This is a genomic window from Mycobacterium sp. Soil_C_30, assembly GCF_057656995.1.
This window is the reverse complement of record NZ_JBDGJH010000025.1, coordinates 1-24,498: the sequence shown is the minus strand read 5'-3', so window position 1 is coordinate 24,498 and position 24,498 is coordinate 1. Positions and strand designations below refer to the sequence as shown.

Below are 24,498 nucleotides of genomic sequence, written 5' to 3'. Positions count from 1 at the left end.
TGAGCTCAGACGTCACCGCAACAGTTTATTCGTTCTGGGTGCGGGCGAATGCCCGCGCCGCCGCGGGGGCGCCGAATCCGTGCAACAACACGCTGCCGAGCACCACCGCGACCATGATCAACAGGATGGTGTTCTCGTCGTCACCGCCGAGCAGATTGAACGCCAGCAGGCCGAACACGATCGAGGAGGCGCCGCGGGGCCCCAACCAGCCCAGCAACAACCGCTCTGACCAGGAGAACTTCGATCGCACCATGGCCAGCGCGACGGGCAGCATGCGCACCAGGGTCAGCGCCAGCAGACAGAACACCACGATGCCGGCGGTCAGGTCGGCCCGCCAGTATGCGATCAACGCCACACCGCCCAACACGAACCACATGGCCGCACTGAGCAGGAAACCGATGTCCTCGAGCAGTTCGAGTTCGCGTTCGGCGTCCCGGGACTTGCGGACCACGTGGTAGCCGATACCGCACAGGAACGCCGCGACGAAGCCGTTGGCATCGAGGCCGAGGCTCAGGGTGTAGGCCAGCGCCGGGGCCAGGACCACGATGATGCGCCGCGACTGTCCGGTCATCAGGCCCATGCGGTCGGCGGTGTTGGCCGCCGCGGCCAGCCCGGCGCCGACACACAACCCGAGGACGATGGCGATGACGGCATGCGGGACGGCCGCGCCGAGTTCCGCCCAGAAAGAGCCGGCGCTGTCCTGGTTGTCGGCGACCGCCAGGGCGAAGACGAAGATCGGCGAGACGATGCCGTCGTTGTAGCCGGCCTCGACGTTGAGCAGGTTGCGGACGCGCGAGGGCACCTGGTGGTCGTGGACGATCCGCGGGGCCGGCGCGAAATCGATGGGCACCACGATGCAGGCGATCAGCAGCACCACGGCCACCGACATGCCGGGCAACAGCCACAGCCCCAGCAGCACCGCCAGCGCCAGGCTCAGCGGCAGGGCAACGAACAGCAGACGGGTCGCCGAACGGGGGTACGCCCCGAGCAGTCCGGAGCGGATGGCGTTCGCATCGACGAAAAGCAGGACCGCCAGGATGATCTCGGCGACGTGCTGGGCGGTTTCTGAGTTCAGGGTGTCGGCGAGCGTGCCATGCGTGGTGTACTCCACCACCGCTCCGGCAACCACCAGGAACAGCGGCGCGGTGATACGCCACCTCTCCAGCCGCGTGGCCGACAGCGCCCATCCGGCCAGGACGACCGAGACGATGACGATCGACAGGAGCACGGCTGGAATCTAACCAGCCGCGGCGGGTTCAGTCCGTGGCTGCGGCAACACAGAAGGCGTTGCCGTCCGGGTCGGCGAAGACCACCCACTGGAACTCCTCGCCGAAATCATGACGACCGGTCTCCACCGCTCCCAGCGACACCAGTCGTTCCACCTCCTGCTCGAGGTCGGGTGCCGCGAGATCGAGGTGGACCCGGTTCTTGCCCGGCGTCGGGTCGTCCACGTGCTGGAACCCCAGGTTCGGGCCGCTGTCCTGAACCACCATGACGAACTCCCCGGGAACCACCGGGTTGACCGCACCGTCGACGACGGTGCCCCACCATTGGGCGAGACGGTCCGGGTCGGTGCAGTCGAACGTGATCATCTCCACGGCCAGGCTTCGTGATGTCATGACGCCCACGCTAAGTCAGGCCGGTGACAGAAACGCCCGTAATGCCGCGGCGTACGCGGCGACGTCGTGGGCGCCCATGAGTTCGCGCGCCGAGTGCATGGCCAGCTGCGCGGCACCGACGTCGACGGTCGGGATCCCGGTGCGCGCCGAGGTCATCGGGCCGATGGTGGACCCGCAGGGCAGATCCGCGCGATGTTCGTACCGCTGCAACGGCACCCCGGCCTGGCGGCAGGCCAACTCGAAGGCCGCGGCGGTGCGCCCGTCGGTGGCATAACGCAGATTCGGCTGCACCTTCAGCACGGGCCCGCCGTTGATCTCGATCAGGTGGCCGGGTTCGTGGCGCTCCGGGTAATTCGGGTGCGTCGCGTGCGCCATGTCGCCGGAGGCGACGATCGACCCGGTGAGCACCCGCAGGAAGTCCTCGCGGTTGCCTCCGGCCGCCAGCACGATGCGCTCCAGCGTGGTGATCAGCAGGTCCGACTGGGCACCGTGGTCCGACGTCGAGCCCACTTCCTCGTGGTCGAACAACGCCAGCACCGGGATGACCGAAGCCGAGTCCGCCGCCAGCAGCGCTTCCAGCCCGGCATAACAGGTGCCCTGGTTGTCCAGCCGAGGTGCGCTGACGAACTCGGCTTGCGCTGTCCCTGGACCCCACACCGCCGAGGCCGTGAGGTCGTGGGTCATCAGATCGAAGGCCAGCACGTCGCCCGGATCGATGTCGGCTTGCTGCGCCACGTGGTCGACGAACGAGACCGGCCGATCGCCGGTCCCCCACACCGCGTTGACATGTCGCTGCGGGTCCAGGCTCACGCCCTTGCGGTCATCGGACAGGTGGATCGCCAATTGGGGCACCCGCAACAGCGGGTGATCGATGCGGATCAGCTTGTGCGCGATGCCCGTCGGGCTGGCGGTGTCCCGGACCGACAGCCGCCCGCTGACACCGAGATCACGGTCCAGCCACGAGTTGAGCCAGGCGCCGCCGTAGGGCTGCAACGCCACCACCGACCAGCCGGCCGCCGCGCGGTCCGGATGTTGTTTGACGCGCAGGTTCGGACTGTCGGTGTGCCCGCCGACCACCCGGAACGGCCGACCGGTGGCACCCGTACTGTCCCAGGCGATCAGGGACCCGGCGCGCAACACGAAATAGCGTCCGCTGCCGGGCCAGGCATCGGCTTCGGCCAGTTCGGTGTAGCCGGCGGCGCGCAGGCGAGCGGCCGCTGTCTCGCAGACGTGGTACGGCGACGGCGACGCATCGATGAACTCACACAAGCTATGGGGGCTAGCAGGCATATTCACCATCTTTGTCGTTACGGGCGCGGGGTTTGCCGTTAGGGTCACTTCGTGCCTGACCCGCAACCCCAGTCGATCCTGGCGCCGTTGACGCCTGCGGCCATCTTCCTGGTGGCCACGATCGCCGATGACGGCGCCGAAACCGTGCACGACGCCCTACCCGATCTGTCGGGTCTGGTGCGTGCGGTCGGGTTCCGCGATCCCACGAAGAACTTGTCGATGATCACCTCGATCGGCTCGCAGGCCTGGGACCGCCTGTTCGCCGGACCCCGGCCGGCCGAGCTGCATCCGTTCATCGAGATCAACGGACCCCGCCATCGTGCGCCCGCCACCCCGGGCGACCTGTTGTTCCACATCCGCGCCGAATCCCTGGACTTCTGTTTCGAACTCGCCGGGCATGTCGCCCGGGCGATGGCCGGAGCCATCACCGTCGTCGACGAGGTGCACGGATTCCGGTTCTTCGACAACCGCGACCTGATGGGTTTCGTCGACGGCACGGAGAACCCAGATGGGCGGATAGCGGTGAACGCCACCGCGATCGGTGCCGAGGATCCTGATTTCGCCGGCGGTTGTTATGTCCACGTCCAGAAGTACGTGCATGACATGGGCGCGTGGAATGCGTTGTCGGTCACCGAGCAGGAGCGTGTGATCGGCCGCACCAAACTCGAAGACATCGAACTCGACGACGACGTCAAGCCGGCCGACTCACACGTGGCGCTCAACGTGATCGCCGACGCCGACGGCAACGAGCTCAAGATCGTCCGCCACAACATGCCTTTCGGGGAGATCGGCAAGGGCGAGTTCGGTACGTACTACATCGGCTACTCGCGCACCCCGACGGTCACCGAACGCATGCTGGACAACATGTTCCTCGGTGACCCGCCCGGTAACACCGACCGCATCCTGGACTTCTCCACCGCACTCACCGGTGGCCTGTTCTTCAGTCCCTCCGCAGATTTTCTCGACGACCCGCCTGCGCTTCCGGACTCCGCGCAGGCTCTCGGAACCGTAGAAGCACCTCTCTCACATCAAGGCTCTCTGGCCATCGGCAGTCTGAAAGGACAACCGCAATGAACAATCTCTACCGCGAACTGGCGCCGATCACCGCGGCCGCGTGGGCGGAGATCGAACTCGAGGCGTCGCGAACCTTCAAGCGGCACATCGCCGGTCGGCGGGTTGTCGACGTCAGCGAGCCCGGTGGACCGGTGACCGCGGCAGTCAGCACCGGCCATCTGCTCGACGCCCCGTCCCCCAGCGACGGAGTGCTGGCGCACCTGCGGGAGAGCCGCCCGCTGGTGCGGTTGCGAGTTCCGTTCACGGTCAACCGGATCGACATCGACGATGTGGAACGCGGGTCACAGGACTCGGACTGGGATCCCGTCAAGGACGCCGCCAAGAAGCTGGCGTTCGTCGAGGACCGCGCGATCTTCGAGGGCTACGACGCCGCGGGTATCGGCGGGATCCGCAAGTGCAGCTCGAATCCGCCGCTTTCGCTGCCGGAGGATCCCCGGGAGATCCCGGATGTGATCGCCCAGGCGCTGTCGGAACTGCGGCTCGCCGGTGTCGACGGCCCGTACGCGGTTCTGTTGTCCGCGGACACCTACACCAAGGTCGCCGAGACCACCGCGCACGGGTATCCGATCCTCGAGCACATCAACCGGCTGATCGACGGTGACATCATCTGGGCCCCCGCGATCGACGGTGCGTTCGTACTGTCCACGCGCGGAGGTGATTTCGACCTGCAGTTGGGCACCGACGTGTCCATCGGGTATCTGTCGCACGACGCGGACACGGTGCAGCTGTACCTGGAGGAGACGCTGACGTTCCTCTGCTACACCGCCGAGGCGTCGGTGGCGCTGAGCTGCCCCTGAGTTCCGGCTGCGGGGCTCAGGCGGTGAGCACCGCGTCGAGAGCGGAGAAGAAGATCCCCAGGCCGTCATCGGAGGGTCCGGTGAGCGCCTCGGTGGCGTGCTCGGGGTGCGGCATCAGGCCCACGACGCGGCCGTTGGCCGAGCTGATGCCCGCGATGTCGCGCTGGGAGCCGTTGAGGTTGTCGACATACCGGAACACCACGCGGCCCTCGCCCTCGAGTTCGTCGAGCACCTCATCGGAGGCGACGTAGCGGCCCTCGCCGGACTTCAACGGCACCAGGATCTCGGCGCCCGGGTCGTACCGTGAGGTCCACGCGGAGTTCGTGCCGTCGACGCGCAGCCAGATGTCGCGGCACACGAAGTGCAGGCCCTCGTTGCGGGTCAGCGCACCCGGCAGCAGTCCTGTCTCACACAGCACCTGGAAGCCGTTGCAGATGCCGAGCACCGGCATGCCGCGCTCGGCAGCGGCCACCACCTCACCCATCACGGGGGCGAATCGGGCGATGGCCCCGGCGCGCAGATAGTCACCGTAGGAGAAGCCGCCGGGCACGATCACCGCGTCGACACCCTTGAGGTCGGCGTCGGCGTGCCACAGACTCACCGGCTCGGCACCGGCGAGCCGCACCGCGCGGGCGGCGTCGACGTCGTCGAGGGTGCCGGGGAAGGTGATGATCCCGACGCGAGCGCTCATGAAGGCTCCCGGCTGACGGTCCAGTCTTCGATCACGGTGTTGGCCAACAGCGATTCGGCGATCTCGGCCAGGGCTTCGTCGCCGACGCTGTCGTCGACTTCGAGTTCGAAGCGCTTGCCTTGCCGCACATCTGAGATGCCGCCGTGTCCGAGCCGGCCCAAGGCACCGACGATCGCCTGGCCCTGCGGGTCGAGAATCTCGGCCTTGGGCATCACATGGACAACTACCCGGGCCACGTGCGGCTCCTCACTTCAAAAGACACTGCTGGATGCGTGTGGTCGGGCACAAGTCTATCCACACGAGGACAGGTAGGCCGCGCAGAGCGCCTCCGTCACGACTGCGAGCACCTGCCGGTCGGGTGGGGCCGACCAGGGAATCGGCGGCGCCCCCGGCGGCGGTGGTGTGGCCCAGAACACCAGCTCGGCGATGCTGCTGCTCTGCGGGTGCGCCACCAGGTACTGGTGTACCAGCTGCGGGCCGGTGAGCACGGCCGCCAGTGCCCCGTCGCCGTCGGTGGTCACCGACGGCGACAACGGCGGCGCGATCACCTGACAGGCCCGCAACGCCGCCTTGGCCTGCTCGAACGCCGCGGTGACCAGCTGACCGCCGTACGATGTCTCGCCTCGCCAGTGGATGATCTGGGCCCGCATCTGCCACTGTCCGGGCGGGGCCTGCACTTCGGCCCTGGCCGCCACCGCGTAGGTGCGGGGATCGTCGGCCGGCAGCGGGATGGAGCACAGCTCCTCGGCGTAGAACCGCGGCCTGAGCACCGGAGCGGCCAGGCCGGCCAGCGGCGGCCACGTCACGGTCGTGTTCGGCGACGGCGGCGCCGGCCATGCGGTGTCCGGTATCCGATCGCACGTCGGCGGGCAGGTCTCCGGCAAGCCCGCAGCCACCGGCGCCACCACCAGGCCCCCTCCCACGAGCACACCTGCCAGCACCGCGGCCAAGATCACGCGGACCATCGCACCCCCCTCGATACCCCTGGCGCACAATCGTAGGCATGGAACTGACGCATTTCGGCCATTCGTGCCTTCTGGCGAGCTTTCCGCAGACCACCGTGCTGTTCGACCCGGGCACGTTCTCTCACGGGTTCGAGGGCATCACCGGGCTCTCGGCGATCCTCATCACCCACCAGCATCCCGACCACGCCGACCCCGAACGGTTACCGGCCCTGGTGGAGGCCAACCCACAGGCCGCGCTCTACGCCGACCCGCAGACCGCGGCACAGCTCGGCGGCGCGTGGACGGCCGTCAACGTCGGCGACGAACTGTCCATCGGCGAACTCACCGTCCGCGGCGTGGGGGGCAGGCATGCGGTGATCCACCCGGATCTGCCTGTGATCGACAACATCTCGTACCTGGTCGGCGACGGAGAGCATGCCGCCAAGCTGATGCACCCCGGCGACGCGCTGTTCGTGCCCGACGAGCCCGTCGACGTGCTGGCCACCCCTGCGGCCGCGCCGTGGATGAAGATCTCCGAGGCCGTCGACTACCTGCGGGCCGTCGCGCCCACCCACGCCGTGCCCATCCACCACGGCATCGTCGCCCCCGAAGCACGGGGCATCTACTTCGGTCGGCTCAGCGAGATGACCGACACCGACTTCCGCGTGCTGGAGGAAGAAACGTCCACTCCGCTATGACCCGGGTGGCGTTCACCGGCCACATCGCCGGGTTCGGGAGTCTGGCCGGTATCCGCATGGTCGTCGGGATCTGGCAGGAGTCACCGTTCGGCAGCTTCTCCGATGTCATGGTGCAAACCCCCGACGGTGTCCGCACACTGCTCGCACCGTCGGCCGAGGTCGCCGAATTCATATCCGCCACTTATTCTTTCGACTATGTGCACACCGGTGAAGTGTCCACCGAGTTGACGTCGGACCGGCTGGCGGTCACCGCTGCGACCCTGGATGTCAGCGTGACGATCGGCGGGCCCGCGCGTTTCGACGGCCTGTTGCGCCTGGTGCCGGGATTCCTGGCGACCACGCCGGTGTGGCTGCGGCTCATCGATCCGGTGGCGGCGCGGTTGGTGCCCGGGGTGCACACCGCCGGCACCGCCGGGCAGGGCCGCCGCGAGTACTACGGGGTGCGACGGACGCGGCGCATCGTCGGGGTTTCCGGGCGCTACGAGTCGACGCCCCTGGGCGGTCTGGCGGATCTGTCACCGCCGGTCCAGTTCGGCTTCTCCTCGGCCCCCGCCGCTCCGCAATTGGTGTCCGTCACCACCACCATCGACCTGTGATTTGGGCGCGCTCATAACCGCTGAGCGGTTATGAGCGCGCCCAAATCACGCGATGTCGCGGGCCGCGCCCCGGCCTGCTGCGCGGCCGGAGAAGATGCAGCCGCCGAGGAAGGTGCCTTCCAGCGCGCGGTAGCCGTGCACGCCGCCGCCGCCGAAGCCGGCGACCTCACCGGCGGCATACAGGCCCGGGATCGGGGAACCACCGTCGGCGAGCACTCGGGAGTCGAGGTCGGTTTCCAACCCGCCCAACGTCTTTCGCGTCAGGATATGCAGCTTGACCGCGATCAGCGGACCCGCTTTGGGGTCGGTGAGCCGGTGCGGTGCGACCACCCGGGTGATCCGGTCGGCCAGATACGCCCGCGCTCCGCGGATCGCGGTGATCTGACCGTCTTTGGTGTAACGGTTGGCCACCTCGCGGTCGCGCGCGGTCACCTCGGCTTCCACCGCCGCGAAGTCGAGCTGCTCCACCTCCGGCAGCTCGTTCATCTTCGTCACCAGTTCCCGAAGCGACCCGGCACTGACAAAATCGACTCCGCGGTCGACGAACGCCTGAACCGGCGCCGGCGGTCCGGGTCGCACCCGCTGCAGCACCTTGCGGATGTCCCGTTCGGTGAGATCCGGGTTCTGTTCCTGCCCGGAGAGACTGAACTCCTTCTCGATGATCCGGGCGTTGAGGATGAACCAGGTGTAGTCATGCCCGGACCGCACGATGTGCTCCAGGGTGCCCAGGGTGTCGAAACCCGGATACAGCGGACCCGGCAGGCGCTTACCGGCGGCGTCCAGCCATAGTGACGACGGACCCGGCAGGATGCGGATGCCGTGGTGGGGCCAGATCGGGTCGTAGTTGGTGATGCCCTCGGTGTAGTGCCACATCCGGTCCCGGTTGATCACCCGCGCGCCGATCGACTCGGTGATCTCGATCATCCGCCCGTCGACGTGCGCGGGCACCCCGGCCAACAGCTGATCCGGTACCCGCCCCATCCTCGGTGGCCAGTTCTTGCGGATCAAGTCCAGGTTGGCGCCTATCCCGCCGCTGGTCACGATCACCGCGGACGCACGGAATTCGAACTCGCCCACACTGTTTCGGGATGACGCTTCACCACGCGCCGCTGACGACGGTTCCAGCACGGTGCCGCGCACACCGACCACGGCGCCGTTGTCGACGATCAGCTCGTCGACTTGGTGCCGGTACGCAAAGCGCACCCCGGTGTTGTCCTTCAGGCGACGGGCGAATACGTCGACGAGTCCGGGCCCGGTGCCCCAGGTGATGTGGAACCTCGGCACCGAGTTCCCGTGCCCACGGGCGTCGTATCCGCCGCGTTCGGCCCACCCGACGAGCGGGAAGATCTGGTGCCCGCGTTCGCGCAGCCAACTGCGCTTCTCGCCGGCCGCGAAGTCGACGTAGGCGTGTGCCCATTGGCGGGGCCAGTAGTCCTCGGGGCGGTCGAAGCCGGCGGTGCCGAGCCAGTCCTGCAGCGCCAGTTCGTGGCTGTCCCGGATGCCGAGCCGCCGTTGTTCGGGGCTGTCGACGAGGAACAGTCCGCCGAAACTCCAGAACGCCTGCCCACCCAGGTTGGCGGCGTTCTCCTGGTCGACGAGCAGCACCTGCTTGCCTCGTTCGGCCAGCTCGCAGGCTGCCACCAAACCGGCGATACCGGCCCCGACCACGATGACGTCAGCGTCCATGACGCCAACGCTACTGACTACGCGGCGCCGAGCAGTGCAGGACGCGGCGACCACTGGTAGACGGTGGGGACGCAGCCGTGCATCAGTGCCAGGTCCACCGCGTCGAGCACGGCCTGGCGTGGTCCCGGCTTACGCAGCTGGCGGGCCGAGACGGCCAGCCGCACGATCCCGCCGCGCCGAGCGGTGCGCTCAGCCGACAGCACCAGCGTCCGGCACCACCACGGTTCGGTGAGGAAGCCGGCGCCGATGCCCAGCACGCGGGTGCGCAAGGTGGTGTCGCGCACCAGATCGGTGATCCCCGACAGCCCCGCCAGCAGCCGGAAGCCGTTGCGGGGCAACGCTAGCACCGCACCAGGCGATACCGACCAGCCCGGTGCGGCGAACAGCCGGGTACGCAATCCCATGTGGTCGAGCACCCGGTCGGCGGCCATCAGTCGCAGGTTGGCTTCATGGGCTTGCAGCACCGCGAATTCGCTGCGGCGGTGTTTGGTGGCGGCTTCGTCGTAGCCGTGCAGCACTATGGCGTCGCCGCCGGCGCGCCGCTCGGTCAGCCAGTCGACGGTGGGTCTGTCGGCGTCGAGACGGTAGTCGCCCTTCAAGCGGGGCGCGACGAACCACGACAGCGGCACCGAACGGCTGGCCAGCTGCTCACGCAGCGCGACGATATCGGGCAGCGTGCGGTTGTCGATCCCGGAAACCGAGACGATCAGTTGCCCAGCCATGCCCGCAGTCTGGCAACCTCAGATGACCAGAGGGTGTCAGACACCCGGCGCCCAGGTGGCGTCTGTTGGTCCAGCCCGGCTAGTTCGGCAGGACGGCCTCGATGGCGCTGATCACCTCGGGATCGTCGGGCGTGGTCCGGGGCCGGAACCGGTTGGTCACCGTCGCACCCGGCGCGAGCAGGAATTTCTCGAAGTTCCACTGCACGTCACCGGCCTCGCCCGAGGCGTCGGCGGTCTTGGTGAGCTCAGCGTAGAGCGGGTGCCGTCCGGCGCCGTTGACGTCGGTCTTCTCCAGCAGCGGGAACGTCACGCCGTAGGTGGTGGAGCAGAACGTCTGGATCTCCTCGGCGGTGCCGGGCTCCTGGCCCATGAACTGATTGCACGGCACCCCGATCACCGTCAACCCGCGATCTGCATAGTCACGTGCCAGCTGTTCCAGTGCGCTGTACTGCGGGGTGAGGCCACATTTGGAGGCGACGTTGACCAGCAGGATCGCGCGGTCGGCGTAGTCGGCCAGGGACGTGGGCTCGCCGCTCAACGTCGTCAACGGAATATCGGTCAGGCTCATGAACCACGAACCTACCCGTCGAACAACATCCGTCCCATTCGCTCGGCCAGATCCATCGGATCGGCGGCGGCGATATCGGGGGTGAAGGCGTTGTTGAGCCAGAGCATCGAAAAGCCGTGCACCATCGACCAGGCCGCCAGTTCGGCGTCGGCGGGATTCTTGCGCGCCTTGGGACTCGTCAGGGTCGACACCCCGCGGGACAGCTCGGCAGCCGCGGCCGTCTGCGCGGCGACCAGCTCGGCATCGGCGACATCCAGCAGCGAGGCATCGAACATCACGGCGAAGTGCCCGGGGTTTCGCAGCGCGAAGTCGACGTATGCCAGTGCGGCATCGAGGAACTGGGGTCGGGCCGCCTCCAGGGCTGCGGCCAGTTTGGTGAAGCCTTCGGCGGCCAGTGCGGTGAACAGCCCACGGCGGTCGGTGAAGTGGTGCGCGGGTGCGGCGTGTGACACTCCCGCCGCCCTGGCCAGCTCCCGCAGCGACAGTCGCTCGGCGCCGCGTTCGGCGACCAGCCGCGCGGCCTCGGCGAGGATGACCGCGCGCAGGTCACCGTGGTGATATGTCGCCCGGCTCATCACCTCAGTCTAGTCACTGACTAGTTGTCGGAGACTCCCGCAGTGGTCAACAGCCACGCGTACTGGAACGCGACTTCCTTCCACCGCTCGTAGCGTCCGCTGATCCCGCCGTGTCCGGCGGTCATCTGGGTCTTCAACAGCACCGGGTTCGCATCGGTCTTGGTATACCTCAGAGCCGCAACCCATTTGGCCGGTTCCACGTAGTACACCCTGGTGTCGTTGAGCGACGTCATCGCCAGGATCGGTGGGTAATCCACCGCGGCCACGTTCTCGTAGGGCGAATACGACTTCATGTAGGCGTAGACGTCACTGTCCTCGATCGGGTTGCCCCACTCGTCCCACTCGGTGACGGTCAACGGCAGCGACGGGTCCAGGATCGTGGTCAGGGCGTCGACGAACGGCACCTGGGCGAGGATGCCCGCAAAGGCCTGCGGGGCCAGGTTCGCGACCGCACCCATCAGCAGGCCGCCGGCGCTGCCGCCCAGTGCCACCAGATTCTCCGGGCGGGTGATGCCGGCCTGAACCAGATGCTCTGCGACGGCGATGAAGTCGGTGAAGGTGTTGCGCTTCTCCAGCAGCTTGCCGTGCTCGTACCACAGCCGGCCCATCTCGCCGCCCCCTCGGACATGGGCGACGACGAAGACCATGCCGCGGTCCAGCAGCGACAGCCGCGCGATGGAGAACCGCGGATCCTCACACGACTCGTAGGCGCCGTACCCGTAGATCAGCGTGGGCGCAGGCATTTCGGTCCCGACCCGGCTGATCACCGACACCGGCACCTGGGTGCCGTCGGGGGCCACCGCCCAGTCGCGGCGCTCGGTGTAGTCCTCGGGCCGGTAGTCACCCAGGACAGGCTGCTCGCGCAGCAGTGTCCGCTCGCCGGTGGCCAGGTCGAGGTCGTACACGCGCACCGGGATGACGAACGAGGTGGCGGCGATCCGCAGGCGGGGCGCCTCCCAGTTCGGGTTCCCGCCCAGGCCCGCCGACATCAGCTCGGATTCGAAGGACAGTTCCTCGGGTTGCGCGTATTCGCCATCGACAATGGGCCACAACTGGATTCGAGGCAGCGCTTCACGCCGGTAACTCACCACGACGTGGTCGGCGAAGGCATCCATACCTTCGAGCCGGACGTCCTCACGGTGCGGGATCAGGGTCCGCTGCGCGGTCGGGTCACTGACCGGCGCCTCGGTCAGGGTGAAGTTCACCGCGCCGTCGTTGTGCAGGATGAGGAAGCGGTCCTCGCCACCCACCACCACGTGGTCGATCGAGTACTCGACCCCTTCGCGGCGCGGCAGGACGCTGGTGAATTCCGCTTCGGCGTCGGTGGCGTCGGCATAGAACACCTCGGAGGTGATCGCCGAGCCCGTCGCGATCACGACGTACTTGTTGCTGCGGGTGCGGCCCATCCCGACCCAGTACTTCTCGTCGGGTTCGTGGAAGACCTTCTGCGCGGGCAACCCGCTGCCCAGCCGGTGCCGCCACACGGTGTCGGGACGCCAGGCGTCGTCCACCGTCGTGTAGTAGAGGGTTTCACTGTCCGCGGACCAGGTGACCCCGGCCGCGATGCCGGTGATTTCGTCCGGGTACAGCTCGCCGGTGCGTAAATCCTTGAATCGCAACGTGTAACGCTCGTCGCCGAGCACGTCGACCGAGTACGCCAGGATGTTGCCGTCCAGGCTGACGCTGGCGGCGCCCAGTGAGAAGAACTCGTGCCCTTCGGCTTCGACGTTCTCGTCGAGCAGGATGAACTCGCCTGGAACCTCGGGGAACTCGTCGAGGGTCGGCGGTGTCCAGTCTTGCGCGTGCTGGACGGGGCAGCGGCAGTGCACCCCGTACTGCTTGCCCTCGAAGCTGCGGCCGTAGTACCAGTAGTCGCCGCGACGGGTCGGCACCGAGAGGTCGGTTTCCTTGGTTCGGGCCTTGATCTCGTCGAAGATCTTCTGCCGCAACGGTTCCTGGTCTGCGGTCATGGCGTCGACGTAGGTGTTCTCGTCCTCGAGGTAGTTGATCACCTCGGGGTCGGTCTTCTCCCGCAGCCACTCGTAGGGGTCGATGAACACGTCACCGTGGAACTCCCGGCGGGTTTCGACTCTTTTGGCTACAGGTGGGTTCACGAGGCGGGTCCGATCCAGTCGGCGAAGCTCAGTCCGGAAATGCGTTCGTAGGCTTCGATGTAGCGGCTGCGGGTGGCGTCGACGATCTCCGACGGCAGAGGTGGTGGCGGTTCGGACCCCGTGCGGTCCCATCCGGAGTCCGGTCCGGTGAGCCAGTTGCGGACGAACTGCTTGTCGAAGCTGGGTTGCACCACACCTTGGGCGTAGGTGTCGGCGGGCCAGTACCGCGACGAGTCCGGGGTGAACACCTCGTCGGCCAGGCGCAGGTTGCCGTCGGCGTCGACACCGAACTCGAATTTGGTGTCGGCGATGATGATGCCCTTCGTCAGTGCATGATCGGCGGCCTGCGCGTAGATCCGCAGGGTGTTGTCGCGCAACTGCTCGGCCCGCTCCGCACCCACCTTCGAGATCACCTGATCGAAGGTGATGTTCTCGTCGTGGTCGCCGAGGTCGGCCTTGCTGGCTGGGGTGAACAGCGGCTGGTCGAAGCGGCTCGCCTCGCCGAGGCCCGGCGGCAATGCGATACCGCAGACCGATCCGGTGGCCTGGTAGTCCAGCAGGCCTGAGCCGGTGAGGTAGCCGCGCGCCACGCATTCGATCGGCAACATCTCCAGCTGCTGCACCACCAGGGCGCGGCCCAGCACGTCGGCCGGGATCCGCGGGTCGTCGGGCGGGCCCGCCAGGTGGTTCGGCGCGTCGACCAGATCGAAGAAGAACACGCTCATCGCGGTCAGGATCCGACCCTTGTCGGGGATCTCGCTGTCGAGGATGTAGTCGAACGCCGAGATGCGGTCAGAGGCCACGAACAGCAGGTGCTCGTCGTCGATGCGGTACAGCTCGCGGACCTTCCCGCTGGCTATGTGCTGGTAGTCGGACAGAGCAGGACGCATCCGGCCAGCCTAATGGCCACATGATCCCGGGCGACGTGCTGGGATCGACGGCATGAGTTCGCGTTCGCGGTTCCTGCCCTACGCCACCACGCCTCGGCGGCTTCTCTTCCAGCTGATCAGTGATGTGCTGGTGCTGATCTGGACGGTCATCTGGGTCATGGTCGGGATGGCCGTACACGCCGCCATCGACACCATCGCGGCAGTGGGCCGTCAGGTCGAGACCGGCGCCAACGGCATCGCCGACAATCTGGACTCCGCGGGCGAGAGCGTCTCCGGTGTGCCGTGGATCGGCGATGACCTGCGCAGTCCCCTGGAGGCGGCGGGCGAGGCGGCGCTGGATCTGGCGGGCGCAGGTCACAACCTCGACAGCACCGCGAGCTGGTTGGCGTGGGTGTTGGCGCTGGCGGTGGCGTCGCCGCCCATCCTGGCGATCGCGATGCCGTGGCTGTTCCTGCGGATCCGGTTCTTCCGGCGCAAGTGGACGGCGCTGACGCTGGCGTCGACGCCGGCCGGTGAGCAGCTGCTGGCGATGCGCGCCCTGGCCAACCGCCCGCTGCGCAAGCTGGCGTCGGTGAGCATGGATCCGGTGGGTGCCTGGCGCCGCGACGACGTGGTCACGATCCGCGGCCTGGCCGCCCTCGAGCTGCGCGCCACGGGCATCCGCTCCCCCTGGAAGTAGCGCGGGATTTCGGCGCGTTCGTAACCGCTGAGCGGTTACGAACGCGCCCAAATCGCGAGTTTGGAACCGAACCGACCCTCGTCGAGACAAACAGGTGTGCTCGATGATCACTTGCGCCGCCAGGACGGCGTCATCACCCTCAAACAGGCGCTCGAATGCGGGCTGAGCTTCAGCGCGGTATCGCGTCGGGTCCAGTCCGGGCATTGGCAGCGCTACGCCAAGGGCGTCTACTGGGTCAACGACCAGCCGTTCACCACCTCGGCCTGGATTCGGGCCACAGTTTGGTCGTATGGGGATCAGGCCGTCGCCACCGGTGTGTCGGCCGCCTGGTGGCACGGCCTGACGTCGGATGTACCCGCCTCGGTCGAGGTGACGGTCCCGCGGAACAGTCATGGACGGCGCCGCCCGCAAACCCGCGTGCGTCGGCGCGACCTCGAACCGGCCGACATCGTGGATCTCCGCGGTCTGCGGGTCACCACGTTGGAGCTGACGGCCATCGAAGCGGCGGTGAGACGCGACGGCGGCCCTGCCCTCATGGACACGGCGCTGGCGCAACACACCGAACTGCGCAAGCTCTGGACCTCGCACGTCAGGAACAAGGGCCGACACGGCTCACCTCGCGCCCGCATCTACCTGCAAGCAGCCGGCGACGGCGGTAGATCGAAGGCCGAGCGACTGTTCCTCGACCTGCTCAAGAGACACCACATCACCGGGTGGATCGCCAACCATCCTGTCGGCGGTTACGTCGTCGACGTGGCGTTCGCCGGTCACAAGGTCGCCGTGGAGATCGACGGTTGGGCATTCCACAGTGACACAGACACCTTCGGCAAGGATCGCAAGCGTCAGAACGCCCTGATCTTGATGGGCTGGCGAGTACTTCGATTCACGTGGCGCGACCTCACCGAGCACCCGGACCGCGTCATCACCGAGGTGCAGGCAGCGATTTCGGCGCGCTCATGACCGCTCAGCGGTTATGAGCGCGCCCAAATCACGAGAGACGCACGAAGAGGTGACGGAGGCCGGTGTGCCGGTTGCTGCGGGTCCACTCGAGAGAGTCCACCGAGATCGACGAGAACCGTGCCAGCAGCTCCTCGAACAACACCCGCAACTCCAGCCGGGCCAGGTTGGCGCCGAGGCAGTAATGCACACCGAAGCCAAAGCCCAGGTGCGGGTTGGGCTTTCGTGTGATATCGAATTGATCGGCAACGGGGAACACCAACGAATCCCGGTTCGCCGAGGCTTCCCACACCACCACCTTGTCGCCGGGCGACATAGCGCACCCGCCCAACGTCACCGGCTCAGTCACGGTGCGGCGCTTGGACGGTGACGGCGCGGTCCAGCGCACCATCTCCTCGATGGCACCGGGTAACAGCGCCGGATTCGACCGCAACAGTGACCATTGCGCCGGGAACGACGCCAAGGCAAGCAGCCCACCGGCGACGGCATTACGCGTGGTCTCGGCGCCGGCCGAGAACAGCAGACTGAAGAACAGATACAGCTCGAGATCCGACAGAGAATCCTCGAGGGCCACCACCGACAGCATGTCGTCGGCGGGCGCCGCGCGTTTGGCGGCAATCAATTCCATGCCGTAGGTGTACATACGCGATGCCGCGTCCTCGGGCGACAACTGGCTCACAGCCGCCGACCGGGATCCGCCGAAGTCGAACTGCGGCTCGATCGCCTCGAACAGCCAATGCCGTTCGGAGTCAGGGATTCCCAACAGAATACAGATCATCTGCATGGGCAACTCGGCGGCCACCGACACCAGGAAATCGACCGACACACCCGGCGTGACACCATCGAGCAGGCAAGCAGCCCGAGCACGCAGGTCGGACTCCACCCGCCCGATCATCCGCGGCGTCAACCCCGAGCTCACCAGCCTGCGGATCTGCGCGTGCCGCGGATCATCCATCATGTTGAGCACCTGGCCGGCGATCGACAGGTCCTGCAACAGCGTTCCGCCGAAGGGCCGCGAACCGCCGGTCACCGACGAGAACACCACCGGATCACGCAGCACGGCAAGGGTTTCGGCGTGCGTGGCGACCGACCAGAATCCCTCGCCGTCGGGCGTGTGCTCGGTCGGCGGATGCCAGTACACCGGGGCGGCCGAGCGGTGCTCGGCGAAGACCTCGTGGGGGAACCCGGATGCGAACAGATCCAGATCGGTCAGATCCACCCCCGTGAGCGCCCCCATGGCGGTCAGAGAATCGCGCCGGGGGTGTACTTGGCGGCGTCCGGGTAGCGCTCCACCAGACCCGATACCGCAGCAACCACGGCATCCACCTGATCGCCGGCCGCGCCGACGAACGCGCCCTTGTCGGCCAGCGCGGCATCCAGCGCGGCGCGATCCAGCGGCAGCCGCGAGTCGGCGGCCAAGCGGTCCAGCAGGTCCGGTTCCCGTCCCTGCTCCCGCATGGCAAGCGCGACCGCCACAGCGTGCTCCTTGATCACTTCGTGTGCGGTCTCGCGGCCCACCCCGGCCCGCACCGCGGCGATCAAGATCCTGGTGGTCGCCAGGAAAGGCAGGTATCGGTCGAGCTCACGCTGGATCACGGCGGGGTAGGCACCGAACTCGTCGAGCACCGTCAGGAAGGTCTCGGTCTGCCCGTCCAGCGCGTAGAACGCGTCCGGCAGCGCGACGCGGCGCACCACCGAGCAGAACACGTCGCCCTCATTCCATTGCGCCCCAGCCAATTCCGCTGCCATCGACGCGTAACCGCGCAGCACCACCTGCAGTCCGTTGACACGTTCACACGAGCGGGTGTTCATCTTGTGCGGCATCGCCGACGACCCCACCTGCCCGGGCGCGAACCCTTCGGTCACCAGTTCGTGTCCGGCCATCAGGCGCACGGTGTGCGCGAACGACGACGGGCCGGCGCCCAACTGCACCAGGGCGGAGACCACATCGTGGTCCAGTGAACGCGGGTAGACCTGTCCGACGCTGTGGAACACCGCGGAGAAGCCGAGGAACCCGGCCACCCGCGACTCCAACTCCGCCAGACGCGACGTGTCGCCGTCGAACAGGTCCAACATGTCCTGCGCGGTGCCCATGGGCCCCTTGATCCCACGCAGCGGATACCGGTCGATCAGTTCCCGCACCCGCTGCAGAGCCACCAGAGTCTCTTCGGCCGCCGAGGCGAACCGCTTCCCCAGCGTGGTGGCCTGGGCGGCGACGTTGTGGGACCGCCCCGCCATCACCAGTTCCCGGTACTCGACCGCACGTGAAGCCAAGCGGGCGGCCACCGCCACCCCGTGGGCGAACACCAACTCCAGCGACCGGCGGATCTGCAGCTGTTCGACATTCTCGGTGAGGTCGCGGCTGGTCATGCCCTTGTGCACATGCTCGTGGCCGGCCAGTGCGTTGAACTCCTCGATCCGCGCCTTCACGTCGTGGCGGGTCACCCGCTCGCGGGCGGCGATGGAGGCCAGGTCGACGTCTTCGAGCACCCGTTCGTAGTCGTCCACGACTCCGGCGGGCACCGCCACACCCAGTTCGGACTGTGCCCGCAGAACTGCCAGCCAGAGCCGCCTCTCGGCGACGATCTTGGCCTCCGGCGACCAGATCGCCGTCATCTCCGCGCTTGCATACCTCGAGGCCAGGACGTTCGGAATACTCACGAACACACAGCTTACGGCCCTCATGCAGCACACTGAGGCCATGTACTTCGTCGGCCTCGATCTCGCCTCGGGACACCGTAAGCCCAGCGGGATAGCCGTCATCGATGACGGCGGCAAGCTCCTGCACGTCGGCCGCGCCACCGATGACGCCAGCATCCGCGCCGCACTGCAGCCCTATGTCGAAGACGAGTGTGTGGTCGCCATCGACGCTCCGCTGGTGGTGCAGAACGCCACCGGTCAGCGGCCCGCCGAGAAGGCGCTCAACGCGGACTTCGGCAGATTCCAGGCCGGCGCCCACCCCGCGAACAAGACGAAACCCGAGTACGCCGGGACGCCGCGCGCCGCGCAGATCGCCGAGGATCTGGACCTCGACATCGACCCCGCGTCGACGTCGGGCCGTCGCGCCATCGAGGTGTACCCGCATGCGGCGACGGTCGCGCTGTTCCGGCTCGGCCGCACGCTGAAATACAAGTCGAAGACCGGTCGCGGCGTGGCGCAGCTGCGGTCGGAGTTCCTGCGGTTGATGGATCACATCGAGGGGTTGGCCCAAGCGCACCCGCCGCTGCGCGTCGCCGATTCGCCGGTCTGGCACGAGTTGCGTGACGGGGTCGAGAACGCCACCAGCAAGAGCGATCTGCGCCGTGCCGAAGATCCCGTCGACGCCGTGCTGTGTGCCTACATCGCTCGATTCGCCCACGCACTTCCCCACGAGGTGACCGTGTACGGCGACCTGGCGGGCGGCTACATCGTCACGCCGACACTGCCGTCGGACCTGGAGCCCACCCCGCCGGAGACCACCCCGGGTGCGGTGCACGACGCCATCGCCACGTACGCCCAGCGCAGGCCCGCGCTGCGGACCAGCACGGCGCATTACCTGGATCTGGTGACCGCCCTGCTCGACGACGCCGGTATCAACTACCTGAGCGCTACGGCCAGGACCAAGACGGTGGCCAGTTTCGCGGCCAAGGCCGATCGCAGTGTCGACGGCCGCAGGCTCTACTCCGACCCGCTGAACGAGATCACCGATCAGATCGGACTACGGGTCATCACGTATGTCCGCGACGACGTGGCGACCGTCGCCACGTTGCTGGCCGACGGTATGCGGCTGCTCGACGACCGCGACATGGGACTCGAGACCGCCAGCGCGGGCCGGTGGGGCTATGCCAGCCGGCATCTGCTGGTGGCCGTCGAGGGCGAGCAGCAGCCGGCGTCGATCCAGATCCGCACCGTCCTGCAGCACGCGTGGGCGGAGTTCGAGCACGATATCCGCTACAAGGGTTCGGTCCCCGAAGACGACGCCCCCGACCTGGATCGCCGCTTCACGCTGGCCGCCGGTCTGCTGGAACTCGCCGATCGCGAATTCTCGGCCATCCGTGACCGGTTGCGGTCCACCGAGCCGGTCGAACCCGTGCTGGCCTCGGTCGACCCGGGTATCGCGACGCCGGTGCTGGCCACCTACCTCGGCAACCGGTTCCGTGACGCGGGCTGGTCACGCACCGACCACTACAGCTGGATCTCCGGTCTGCTGCTCGAACTCGGCATCGATTCTCTGGAGCAGTTGGACCAGCTGCTCGACCGGGTGGACACCGACGCCGTCAACACCGCATTCGACTACCGGTTCCCCCCGGGCGCGGTGCGCCGCCTCGATGACGTGCTGCTCGCTGAGTTCGGCGAGCGCTACATCGGTCTGCAGGGCAACGCTCACCGGGTCGCCCAGCTGCAGGCCAGGGCGGCGAAGCTGCGCTGATCCCGGAGCTCAGTCCGGGGCGTCGGCCAGGTGTGTCGGATCGGTGATGCCGGGACCCTTGAGGCCGGACTGTTTGTTGATCAGCGTGGTGACGAAGAACAGCGCGATCCCGATGATCACCAGGATGCCCGCGACCAGGTACTGCGCGGCGGGCCGCCCGGACAGCGGGGTCACCAGATACACCGACGCCAGGAACCCGATGATGGGCAGGACGGTCGGCGTCTTGAAGTGGTTGCCGTCGGCTCTGACGTCCTTGCGCAGCACCAGCACCGCCACGTTGACCACCGCGAACACCGTCAGCAGCAGTAGTGAGGTGGTGCCGCCGAGGATCGAGACCGCACTGCTGCTGGCAAAGCCCGACACGTAGAGAATCAGCCCGAATGCGATCACGGTGGTGAACACGATCGCCACCCACGGGGTGTGCCGCTTGGGATGCACCGTGCCCAGCACCGGGGGCAGCACGTGCTGGCGGGCCATGCCGTAGATGAGCCGGCTGGCCATCAGCATGTTGATCAACGCCGTGTTGGACACCGCGAACATGGTGATGAAGGGGAAGATCTCGTCGATCGGCAGCCCCGGCGCGGCGGCTTCCACCACGTCGACCAGCGGGGTGGAGCTCTCTTTGAGGTCACCGATCGGGACCAGCGCGACGGCGATGATCGACACCAGGATGTAGACCACACCGGCGATCGACAGGCCGCTCAACAACACCTTCGGGAAGATCCGCACGGGATCCTTGGTCTCCTCGGCCATGTTCACCGAGTCCTCGAACCCCACCATCGCGAAGAACGCCAGCGACGTCGCGGCCGTCACGGCCATGAAAGTGCTTCGGTCGCCTTCACTTTCGAACAGGATGATGCGCGAGAAGTCGATGTTGTCGCCGCCCTGGGTGAACGCCCACAATCCCACGAAGATCACCATCATCAGGCCGGTGATCTCGATGATGGTCAGCCCCACGTTCAGTTTGACGCTCTCACTGACACCGCGCAGATTGATGGCCGCCAGCGCCGCCATGAACAGCAGCGCGATGGCTGCCACGCCCACCTTGCCCCAGTCCAGACCGAATCCCTTGATGAGATTGGAGGCGAACGCCTGCGATGCCGTGGACGCCGACGTGATTCCGGAACACATCACGATGAACGCGATCAAGAAGGTGACGAAATGAATGCCAAAAGCCTTGTGCGCGTAGAGCGCTGCTCCGGCCGCCTGCGGGTATTTGGTGACGAGCTCCAGGTAGGAGAACGCCGTGATGGTGGCGATGATGAATGCGACCAGAAACGGCAGCCACGCCGCGCCGCCCACTTCACCGGCCACTTGACCGGTCAGCGCGTAAACCCCGGTACCCAGGATGTCGCCCACCACGAACAGCAGCAGCAGTCCCGGGCCCATCACCCGTTTGAGCTTGGGTTGTTCTTCTTTCGTCTCCGACTGCGCCATGTCGCCTCCTACAAGGGGTGGGGTGCGCCTTTCATCATCGGTCAGCGCAGAGGGGTGTGCCTGCTCAATCGAGCAAACCGGCCAGATCAGTCGAGTGCGGCGTCAGCCGCAGCGGTCAGATTCATGACGGCATAGGTAACCAACCCTGCCGAAAGTCAAACCCGGATCGCTCGTTTGTCGTAGGGAGCGAAGACGTCGATGACGTCCACCAGGGTGGCTCGCGCGGTTTCACGTGGGCTCCCGGCGCCGTCGACCAGGGCCGACACCACCGCACCGTCCACGGCACAGACCAGCGCCGCCAGCATCTCGGCGCGGGCGTAGCGGCCGGAACGCTCAACCACCTCACCCACCGCCTCGGCGCGCTGTTGCAGGATCCGCCGCTGCACTGCGCGAAGGGCGGGTTGGCGCGCGCAGGCGATGTAGCGCTCATAGCGGGAGACCAGTTGGTCCCCACCGGGGGTGTCGCCGACGAGCAGTTCTACCAGGGCTTCCGCGGTGGCTTCGGGTCCGCGCCTGCGCCTGGACAGCCCCTCGATGCGGCCGCGCATGTTGGCGGCCTCCACCATGCCGATGTGTTCCACGGCGGCGACGATGAGGTCGTCCAGAGAGGAGAAGTAGTAGGTGGTCGACGCCAGCGGCAGACCCGCGCGGTTGGCGACGGCGCGGTGGCGGACCGCCTCGAAACCGCCTTCGCACAGCAGTTCGGCGGCGGCGCGCACGAGCGCGTACCGCCGACGTTCTCCTTTGGGAGTGACCGCTGCTGTCACGCCTAGCATGCTGCCAGCCACCCCGGTCACGCTGGACGTTTTCGACCAAAACCGGTACTTGCATTTAACCGGCGCGCAGGATTGCACAGCCGGCAATGGCAAGATGGCCGCCATGCCAGAGCTGAGTCGGCGCGCCATCCTGCGGCTGGGGACCGGTGTCGCCGCCGGTGCCGTGGGCGCTTACACCCTCGGTGCTCTCGCCCCGGCCGGTCCTACGCCCGCCGCACCCCCGGTCTCGATGACGGGCGTCGGTGTCCCGTTGGCTCCGCCGGTGCCGCTGGAGCCTGCGGCCGGGCCTGCGCCGACGATGGTCACCGGCTCATTCGTGTCGGCGGCCCGCGGCGGGGTGAACACCAACTGGGCGATCGCCCGCCCGCCGGGGCAGACCGCCCCGCTGCGACCGCTGATCGCGCTGCACGGCAAGGGCAGCGACGCGGCGACCGTGATGGCCGGAGGTGTCGAACAAGGTCTGGCCCAGGCTGTCGCGGCGGGACTGCCGCCGTTCGCGGTGGTGGCCGTCGACGGCGGCGGAAGCTATTGGCACAAGCGCACTTCCGGTGAGGATTCCGGCGCCATGGTGCTCGACGAGCTCCTGCCGATGCTGGCCGCGCAGGGCCTGGACACCACCAGGGTCGGGTTCATCGGCTGGTCGATGGGTGGGTACGGGGCGCTGCTGCTGGGCGGTCGCCTCGGGCCCGCTCGCACCGCGGCGATCTGCGCGGTCAGCCCCGCACTGTGGCTGTCGTCGGGGGCGGCCGCGCCGGGGGCCTTCGACAGCGCCGACGACTACGCGGCCAACTCGGTGTGGGGGCTGCCGGCGCTGGCATCCATCCCCATCCGGATCGACTGCGGAAATAGCGACCCGTTCTACACCGCGACGCAGGAGTACATCGCCGCGCTGCCCACTCCGCCGGCAGGTGGGTTCTCCCCGGGCGGCCACGACGGTGCGTACTGGAGTTCGCAGTTGCCGGCCGAACTGACTTGGATTGCACCGCTTCTGGCTGCCTGACCGGCTCATCACGGCGAGACAGTCGCGCAACACTGTCGCCAATGGGTGTAACGCGCGACTATGGTGGACCCATACCGTAAGCGCTTCGGGAAGGGACTTGTCGTGCACAAGGATGAGATGGTCTTGATTTCGGTGGATGATCACATCATCGAGCCGCCGGATATGTTCAAAGGGCATCTGCCGGAGCGCTACCGCGATGAGGCGCCGCGGTTGGTGCACAATCCGGATGGTTCCGATACCTGGCAGTTCCGGGACACGGTGATCCCGAATGTGGCGCTCAATGCGGTGGCCGGGCGGCCCAAAGAGGAGTACGGGCTGGAGCCGCAGGGTCTCGATGAGATCCGCAAGGGCTGTTATGACGCCGCCGAGCGGGTCAAGGACATGAATGCCGGTGGGGTGTTGGCGACGATGAATTTCCCGTCGTTTCCGGGGTTCGCGGCGCGTCTTTTTGCCACCGAGGATGCTGAGTTTTCGTTGGCGTTGGTGCAGGCCTACAACGACTGGCATATCGATGAGTGGTGTGGGGCGCATCCGGGGCGGTTCATCCCGATGGCGATCCCGGCGATCTGGGATCCGGGGTTGTGTGCTGCGGAGGTGCGGCGGGTGGCCGACAAGGGGGTGCATTCGTTGACGTTCACCGAGAATCCGTCGACGTTGGGGTATCCGTCGTTTCATGATCTGGAGTACTGGCGGCCGTTGTGGCAGGCGTTGGTGGATACCGAGACGGTGATGAATGTGCACATCGGCTCGTCGGGGCGGTTGGCGATCACCGCTCCGGATGCGCCGATGGATGTGATGATCACGTTGCAGCCGATGAACATCGTGCAGGCGGCGGCGGATTTGTTGTGGTCGGCGCCCATCAAGGAGTTCCCGACGCTCAAGATCGCCTTGAGTGAGGGTGGGACGGGCTGGATTCCGTATTTTCTGGATCGGGTGGATCGCACCTATGAGATGCATTCGACGTGGACGCATCAGGA

Annotated in this window: 25 protein-coding genes; 9 read left to right on the top strand and 16 right to left on the bottom strand. The window is 67.3% G+C overall.

The window, feature by feature from the left end; genetic code table 11:
- Positions 1–25: 25 nt before the first annotated feature.
- The 3 genes from AC3A6P_RS30965 to AC3A6P_RS30955 are packed head-to-tail and all read right to left on the bottom strand — an operon-like array spanning position 26 to position 2,909.
- Positions 26–1,228: a cation:proton antiporter domain-containing protein gene (locus tag AC3A6P_RS30965; protein WP_487696210.1), complete on the bottom strand. Its 1,203-nt coding sequence runs from the start codon at positions 1,226–1,228 to the stop codon at positions 26–28.
- Between the two features lie 28 nt (positions 1,229–1,256).
- Positions 1,257–1,619 (bottom strand): VOC family protein, encoded by a 363-nt coding sequence (locus AC3A6P_RS30960; protein ID WP_487696209.1) that lies wholly within the window; start codon positions 1,617–1,619, stop codon positions 1,257–1,259.
- A 15-nt stretch (positions 1,620–1,634) separates the two neighbouring features.
- A complete protein-coding gene (locus AC3A6P_RS30955; RefSeq protein WP_487696208.1) occupies positions 1,635–2,909 on the bottom strand; it encodes a M18 family aminopeptidase in 1,275 nt (424 codons plus the stop codon).
- 51 nt (positions 2,910–2,960) lie between these two features.
- On the opposite strand from AC3A6P_RS30955, the gene AC3A6P_RS30950 reads away from it, so the two are divergent.
- Together AC3A6P_RS30950 and AC3A6P_RS30945 are read left to right on the top strand one after the other, a co-directional pair.
- Positions 2,961–3,983, top strand: coding sequence for a Dyp-type peroxidase (locus tag AC3A6P_RS30950; protein WP_487696207.1), 1,023 nt, complete (start codon positions 2,961–2,963; stop codon positions 3,981–3,983).
- Positions 3,980–4,780, top strand: a complete 801-nt coding sequence (locus AC3A6P_RS30945; RefSeq protein WP_487696206.1) for a family 1 encapsulin nanocompartment shell protein — start codon at positions 3,980–3,982, stop codon at positions 4,778–4,780. Before AC3A6P_RS30950 ends, AC3A6P_RS30945 begins: the two co-directional genes overlap by 4 nt.
- Positions 4,781–4,796: 16 nt before the next feature.
- Here AC3A6P_RS30945 and purQ read toward each other — a convergent pair whose 3' ends face one another.
- Genes purQ through AC3A6P_RS30930 form a run of 3 tightly spaced genes read right to left on the bottom strand, consistent with a single transcriptional unit; the run spans position 4,797 to position 6,436 of the window.
- Positions 4,797–5,471 carry a phosphoribosylformylglycinamidine synthase subunit PurQ gene (gene purQ, locus AC3A6P_RS30940; RefSeq protein ID WP_487696205.1) on the bottom strand — a complete coding sequence of 225 codons (675 nt, stop codon included), beginning with the start codon at positions 5,469–5,471 and terminating at the stop codon, positions 4,797–4,799.
- On the bottom strand, positions 5,468–5,707 hold the full coding sequence (purS, locus tag AC3A6P_RS30935) for a phosphoribosylformylglycinamidine synthase subunit PurS (protein ID WP_487696204.1): 240 nt from the start codon (positions 5,705–5,707) through the stop codon (positions 5,468–5,470). The genes purQ and purS overlap by 4 nt, the downstream gene beginning before the upstream one ends.
- Positions 5,708–5,761: 54 nt before the next feature.
- Positions 5,762–6,436: an ATPase gene (locus AC3A6P_RS30930; protein WP_487696203.1), complete on the bottom strand. Its 675-nt coding sequence runs from the start codon at positions 6,434–6,436 to the stop codon at positions 5,762–5,764.
- Between the two features lie 38 nt (positions 6,437–6,474).
- Here AC3A6P_RS30930 and AC3A6P_RS30925 point away from each other — a divergent pair, with 38 nt between their 5' ends.
- The gene (locus AC3A6P_RS30925) at positions 6,475–7,113 is read left to right on the top strand and encodes an MBL fold metallo-hydrolase (RefSeq protein ID WP_487696202.1); all 639 of its coding nucleotides are present in this window, start codon (positions 6,475–6,477) and stop codon (positions 7,111–7,113) included.
- Complete coding sequence (locus AC3A6P_RS30920; RefSeq protein WP_487696201.1) at positions 7,110–7,709, top strand: hypothetical protein; 600 nt, start codon at positions 7,110–7,112, stop codon at positions 7,707–7,709. The genes AC3A6P_RS30925 and AC3A6P_RS30920 overlap by 4 nt, the downstream gene beginning before the upstream one ends.
- A 45-nt stretch (positions 7,710–7,754) precedes the next feature.
- On the opposite strand, the gene AC3A6P_RS30915 is transcribed toward AC3A6P_RS30920, so the two are convergent.
- The 6 genes from AC3A6P_RS30915 to AC3A6P_RS30890 form a co-directional block, all read right to left on the bottom strand.
- Positions 7,755–9,395 (bottom strand): FAD-binding dehydrogenase, encoded by a 1,641-nt coding sequence (locus tag AC3A6P_RS30915; protein ID WP_487696200.1) that lies wholly within the window; start codon positions 9,393–9,395, stop codon positions 7,755–7,757.
- A gap of 17 nt (positions 9,396–9,412) precedes the next feature.
- Positions 9,413–10,117 carry a DUF2334 domain-containing protein gene (locus AC3A6P_RS30910; protein ID WP_487696199.1) on the bottom strand — a complete coding sequence of 235 codons (705 nt, stop codon included), beginning with the start codon at positions 10,115–10,117 and terminating at the stop codon, positions 9,413–9,415.
- 79 nt (positions 10,118–10,196) lie between these two features.
- Entirely contained in the window at positions 10,197–10,685 is a 489-nt protein-coding gene (locus AC3A6P_RS30905) for a glutathione peroxidase (protein ID WP_487696198.1), read from the bottom strand.
- A gap of 11 nt (positions 10,686–10,696) precedes the next feature.
- Positions 10,697–11,260, bottom strand: coding sequence for a TetR/AcrR family transcriptional regulator (locus AC3A6P_RS30900; protein WP_487696197.1), 564 nt, complete (start codon positions 11,258–11,260; stop codon positions 10,697–10,699).
- Positions 11,261–11,280: 20 nt separating this feature from the next.
- A complete protein-coding gene (locus AC3A6P_RS30895; RefSeq protein ID WP_487696196.1) occupies positions 11,281–13,374 on the bottom strand; it encodes a S9 family peptidase in 2,094 nt (697 codons plus the stop codon).
- On the bottom strand, positions 13,371–14,264 hold the full coding sequence (locus AC3A6P_RS30890; RefSeq protein WP_487696195.1) for a phosphoribosylaminoimidazolesuccinocarboxamide synthase: 894 nt from the start codon (positions 14,262–14,264) through the stop codon (positions 13,371–13,373). Before AC3A6P_RS30890 ends, AC3A6P_RS30895 begins: the two co-directional genes overlap by 4 nt.
- 52 nt (positions 14,265–14,316) lie before the next feature.
- On the opposite strand from AC3A6P_RS30890, the gene AC3A6P_RS30885 reads away from it, so the two are divergent.
- Both AC3A6P_RS30885 and AC3A6P_RS30880 read left to right on the top strand, forming a co-directional pair.
- Positions 14,317–14,943 (top strand): hypothetical protein, encoded by a 627-nt coding sequence (locus AC3A6P_RS30885; protein ID WP_487696194.1) that lies wholly within the window; start codon positions 14,317–14,319, stop codon positions 14,941–14,943.
- Between the two features lie 96 nt (positions 14,944–15,039).
- Positions 15,040–15,903, top strand: coding sequence for a DUF559 domain-containing protein (locus AC3A6P_RS30880; protein WP_487696193.1), 864 nt, complete (start codon positions 15,040–15,042; stop codon positions 15,901–15,903).
- Between the two features lie 28 nt (positions 15,904–15,931).
- Here the strand turns inward: AC3A6P_RS30880 and AC3A6P_RS30875 are convergent, their stop codons facing one another.
- Both AC3A6P_RS30875 and purB read right to left on the bottom strand, forming a co-directional pair.
- Positions 15,932–17,146, bottom strand: coding sequence for a cytochrome P450 (locus tag AC3A6P_RS30875; RefSeq protein ID WP_487696300.1), 1,215 nt, complete (start codon positions 17,144–17,146; stop codon positions 15,932–15,934).
- Positions 17,143–18,561, bottom strand: coding sequence for an adenylosuccinate lyase (gene purB, locus AC3A6P_RS30870; protein ID WP_487696192.1), 1,419 nt, complete (start codon positions 18,559–18,561; stop codon positions 17,143–17,145). Before purB ends, AC3A6P_RS30875 begins: the two co-directional genes overlap by 4 nt.
- A gap of 40 nt (positions 18,562–18,601) precedes the next feature.
- Between purB and relZ the strand changes: the two genes are divergently transcribed.
- A complete protein-coding gene (relZ, locus tag AC3A6P_RS30865; protein ID WP_487696191.1) occupies positions 18,602–20,308 on the top strand; it encodes a bifunctional ribonuclease/(p)ppGpp synthase in 1,707 nt (568 codons plus the stop codon).
- A 9-nt stretch (positions 20,309–20,317) separates the two neighbouring features.
- Here the strand turns inward: relZ and AC3A6P_RS30860 are convergent, their stop codons facing one another.
- Together AC3A6P_RS30860 and AC3A6P_RS30855 are read right to left on the bottom strand one after the other, a co-directional pair.
- Complete coding sequence (locus tag AC3A6P_RS30860) at positions 20,318–21,745, bottom strand: APC family permease (RefSeq protein WP_487696190.1); 1,428 nt, start codon at positions 21,743–21,745, stop codon at positions 20,318–20,320.
- Positions 21,746–21,900: 155 nt separating this feature from the next.
- Positions 21,901–22,521, bottom strand: coding sequence for a TetR/AcrR family transcriptional regulator (locus AC3A6P_RS30855; protein ID WP_487696299.1), 621 nt, complete (start codon positions 22,519–22,521; stop codon positions 21,901–21,903).
- A gap of 94 nt (positions 22,522–22,615) precedes the next feature.
- Between AC3A6P_RS30855 and AC3A6P_RS30850 the strand changes: the two genes are divergently transcribed.
- On the top strand, positions 22,616–23,521 hold the full coding sequence (locus tag AC3A6P_RS30850; protein ID WP_487696189.1) for an alpha/beta hydrolase-fold protein: 906 nt from the start codon (positions 22,616–22,618) through the stop codon (positions 23,519–23,521).
- A gap of 102 nt (positions 23,522–23,623) precedes the next feature.
- Positions 23,624–24,498, top strand: an 875-nt coding sequence (locus tag AC3A6P_RS30845) for an amidohydrolase family protein (protein WP_487696188.1), incomplete at its 3' end; no start/stop codon positions are given.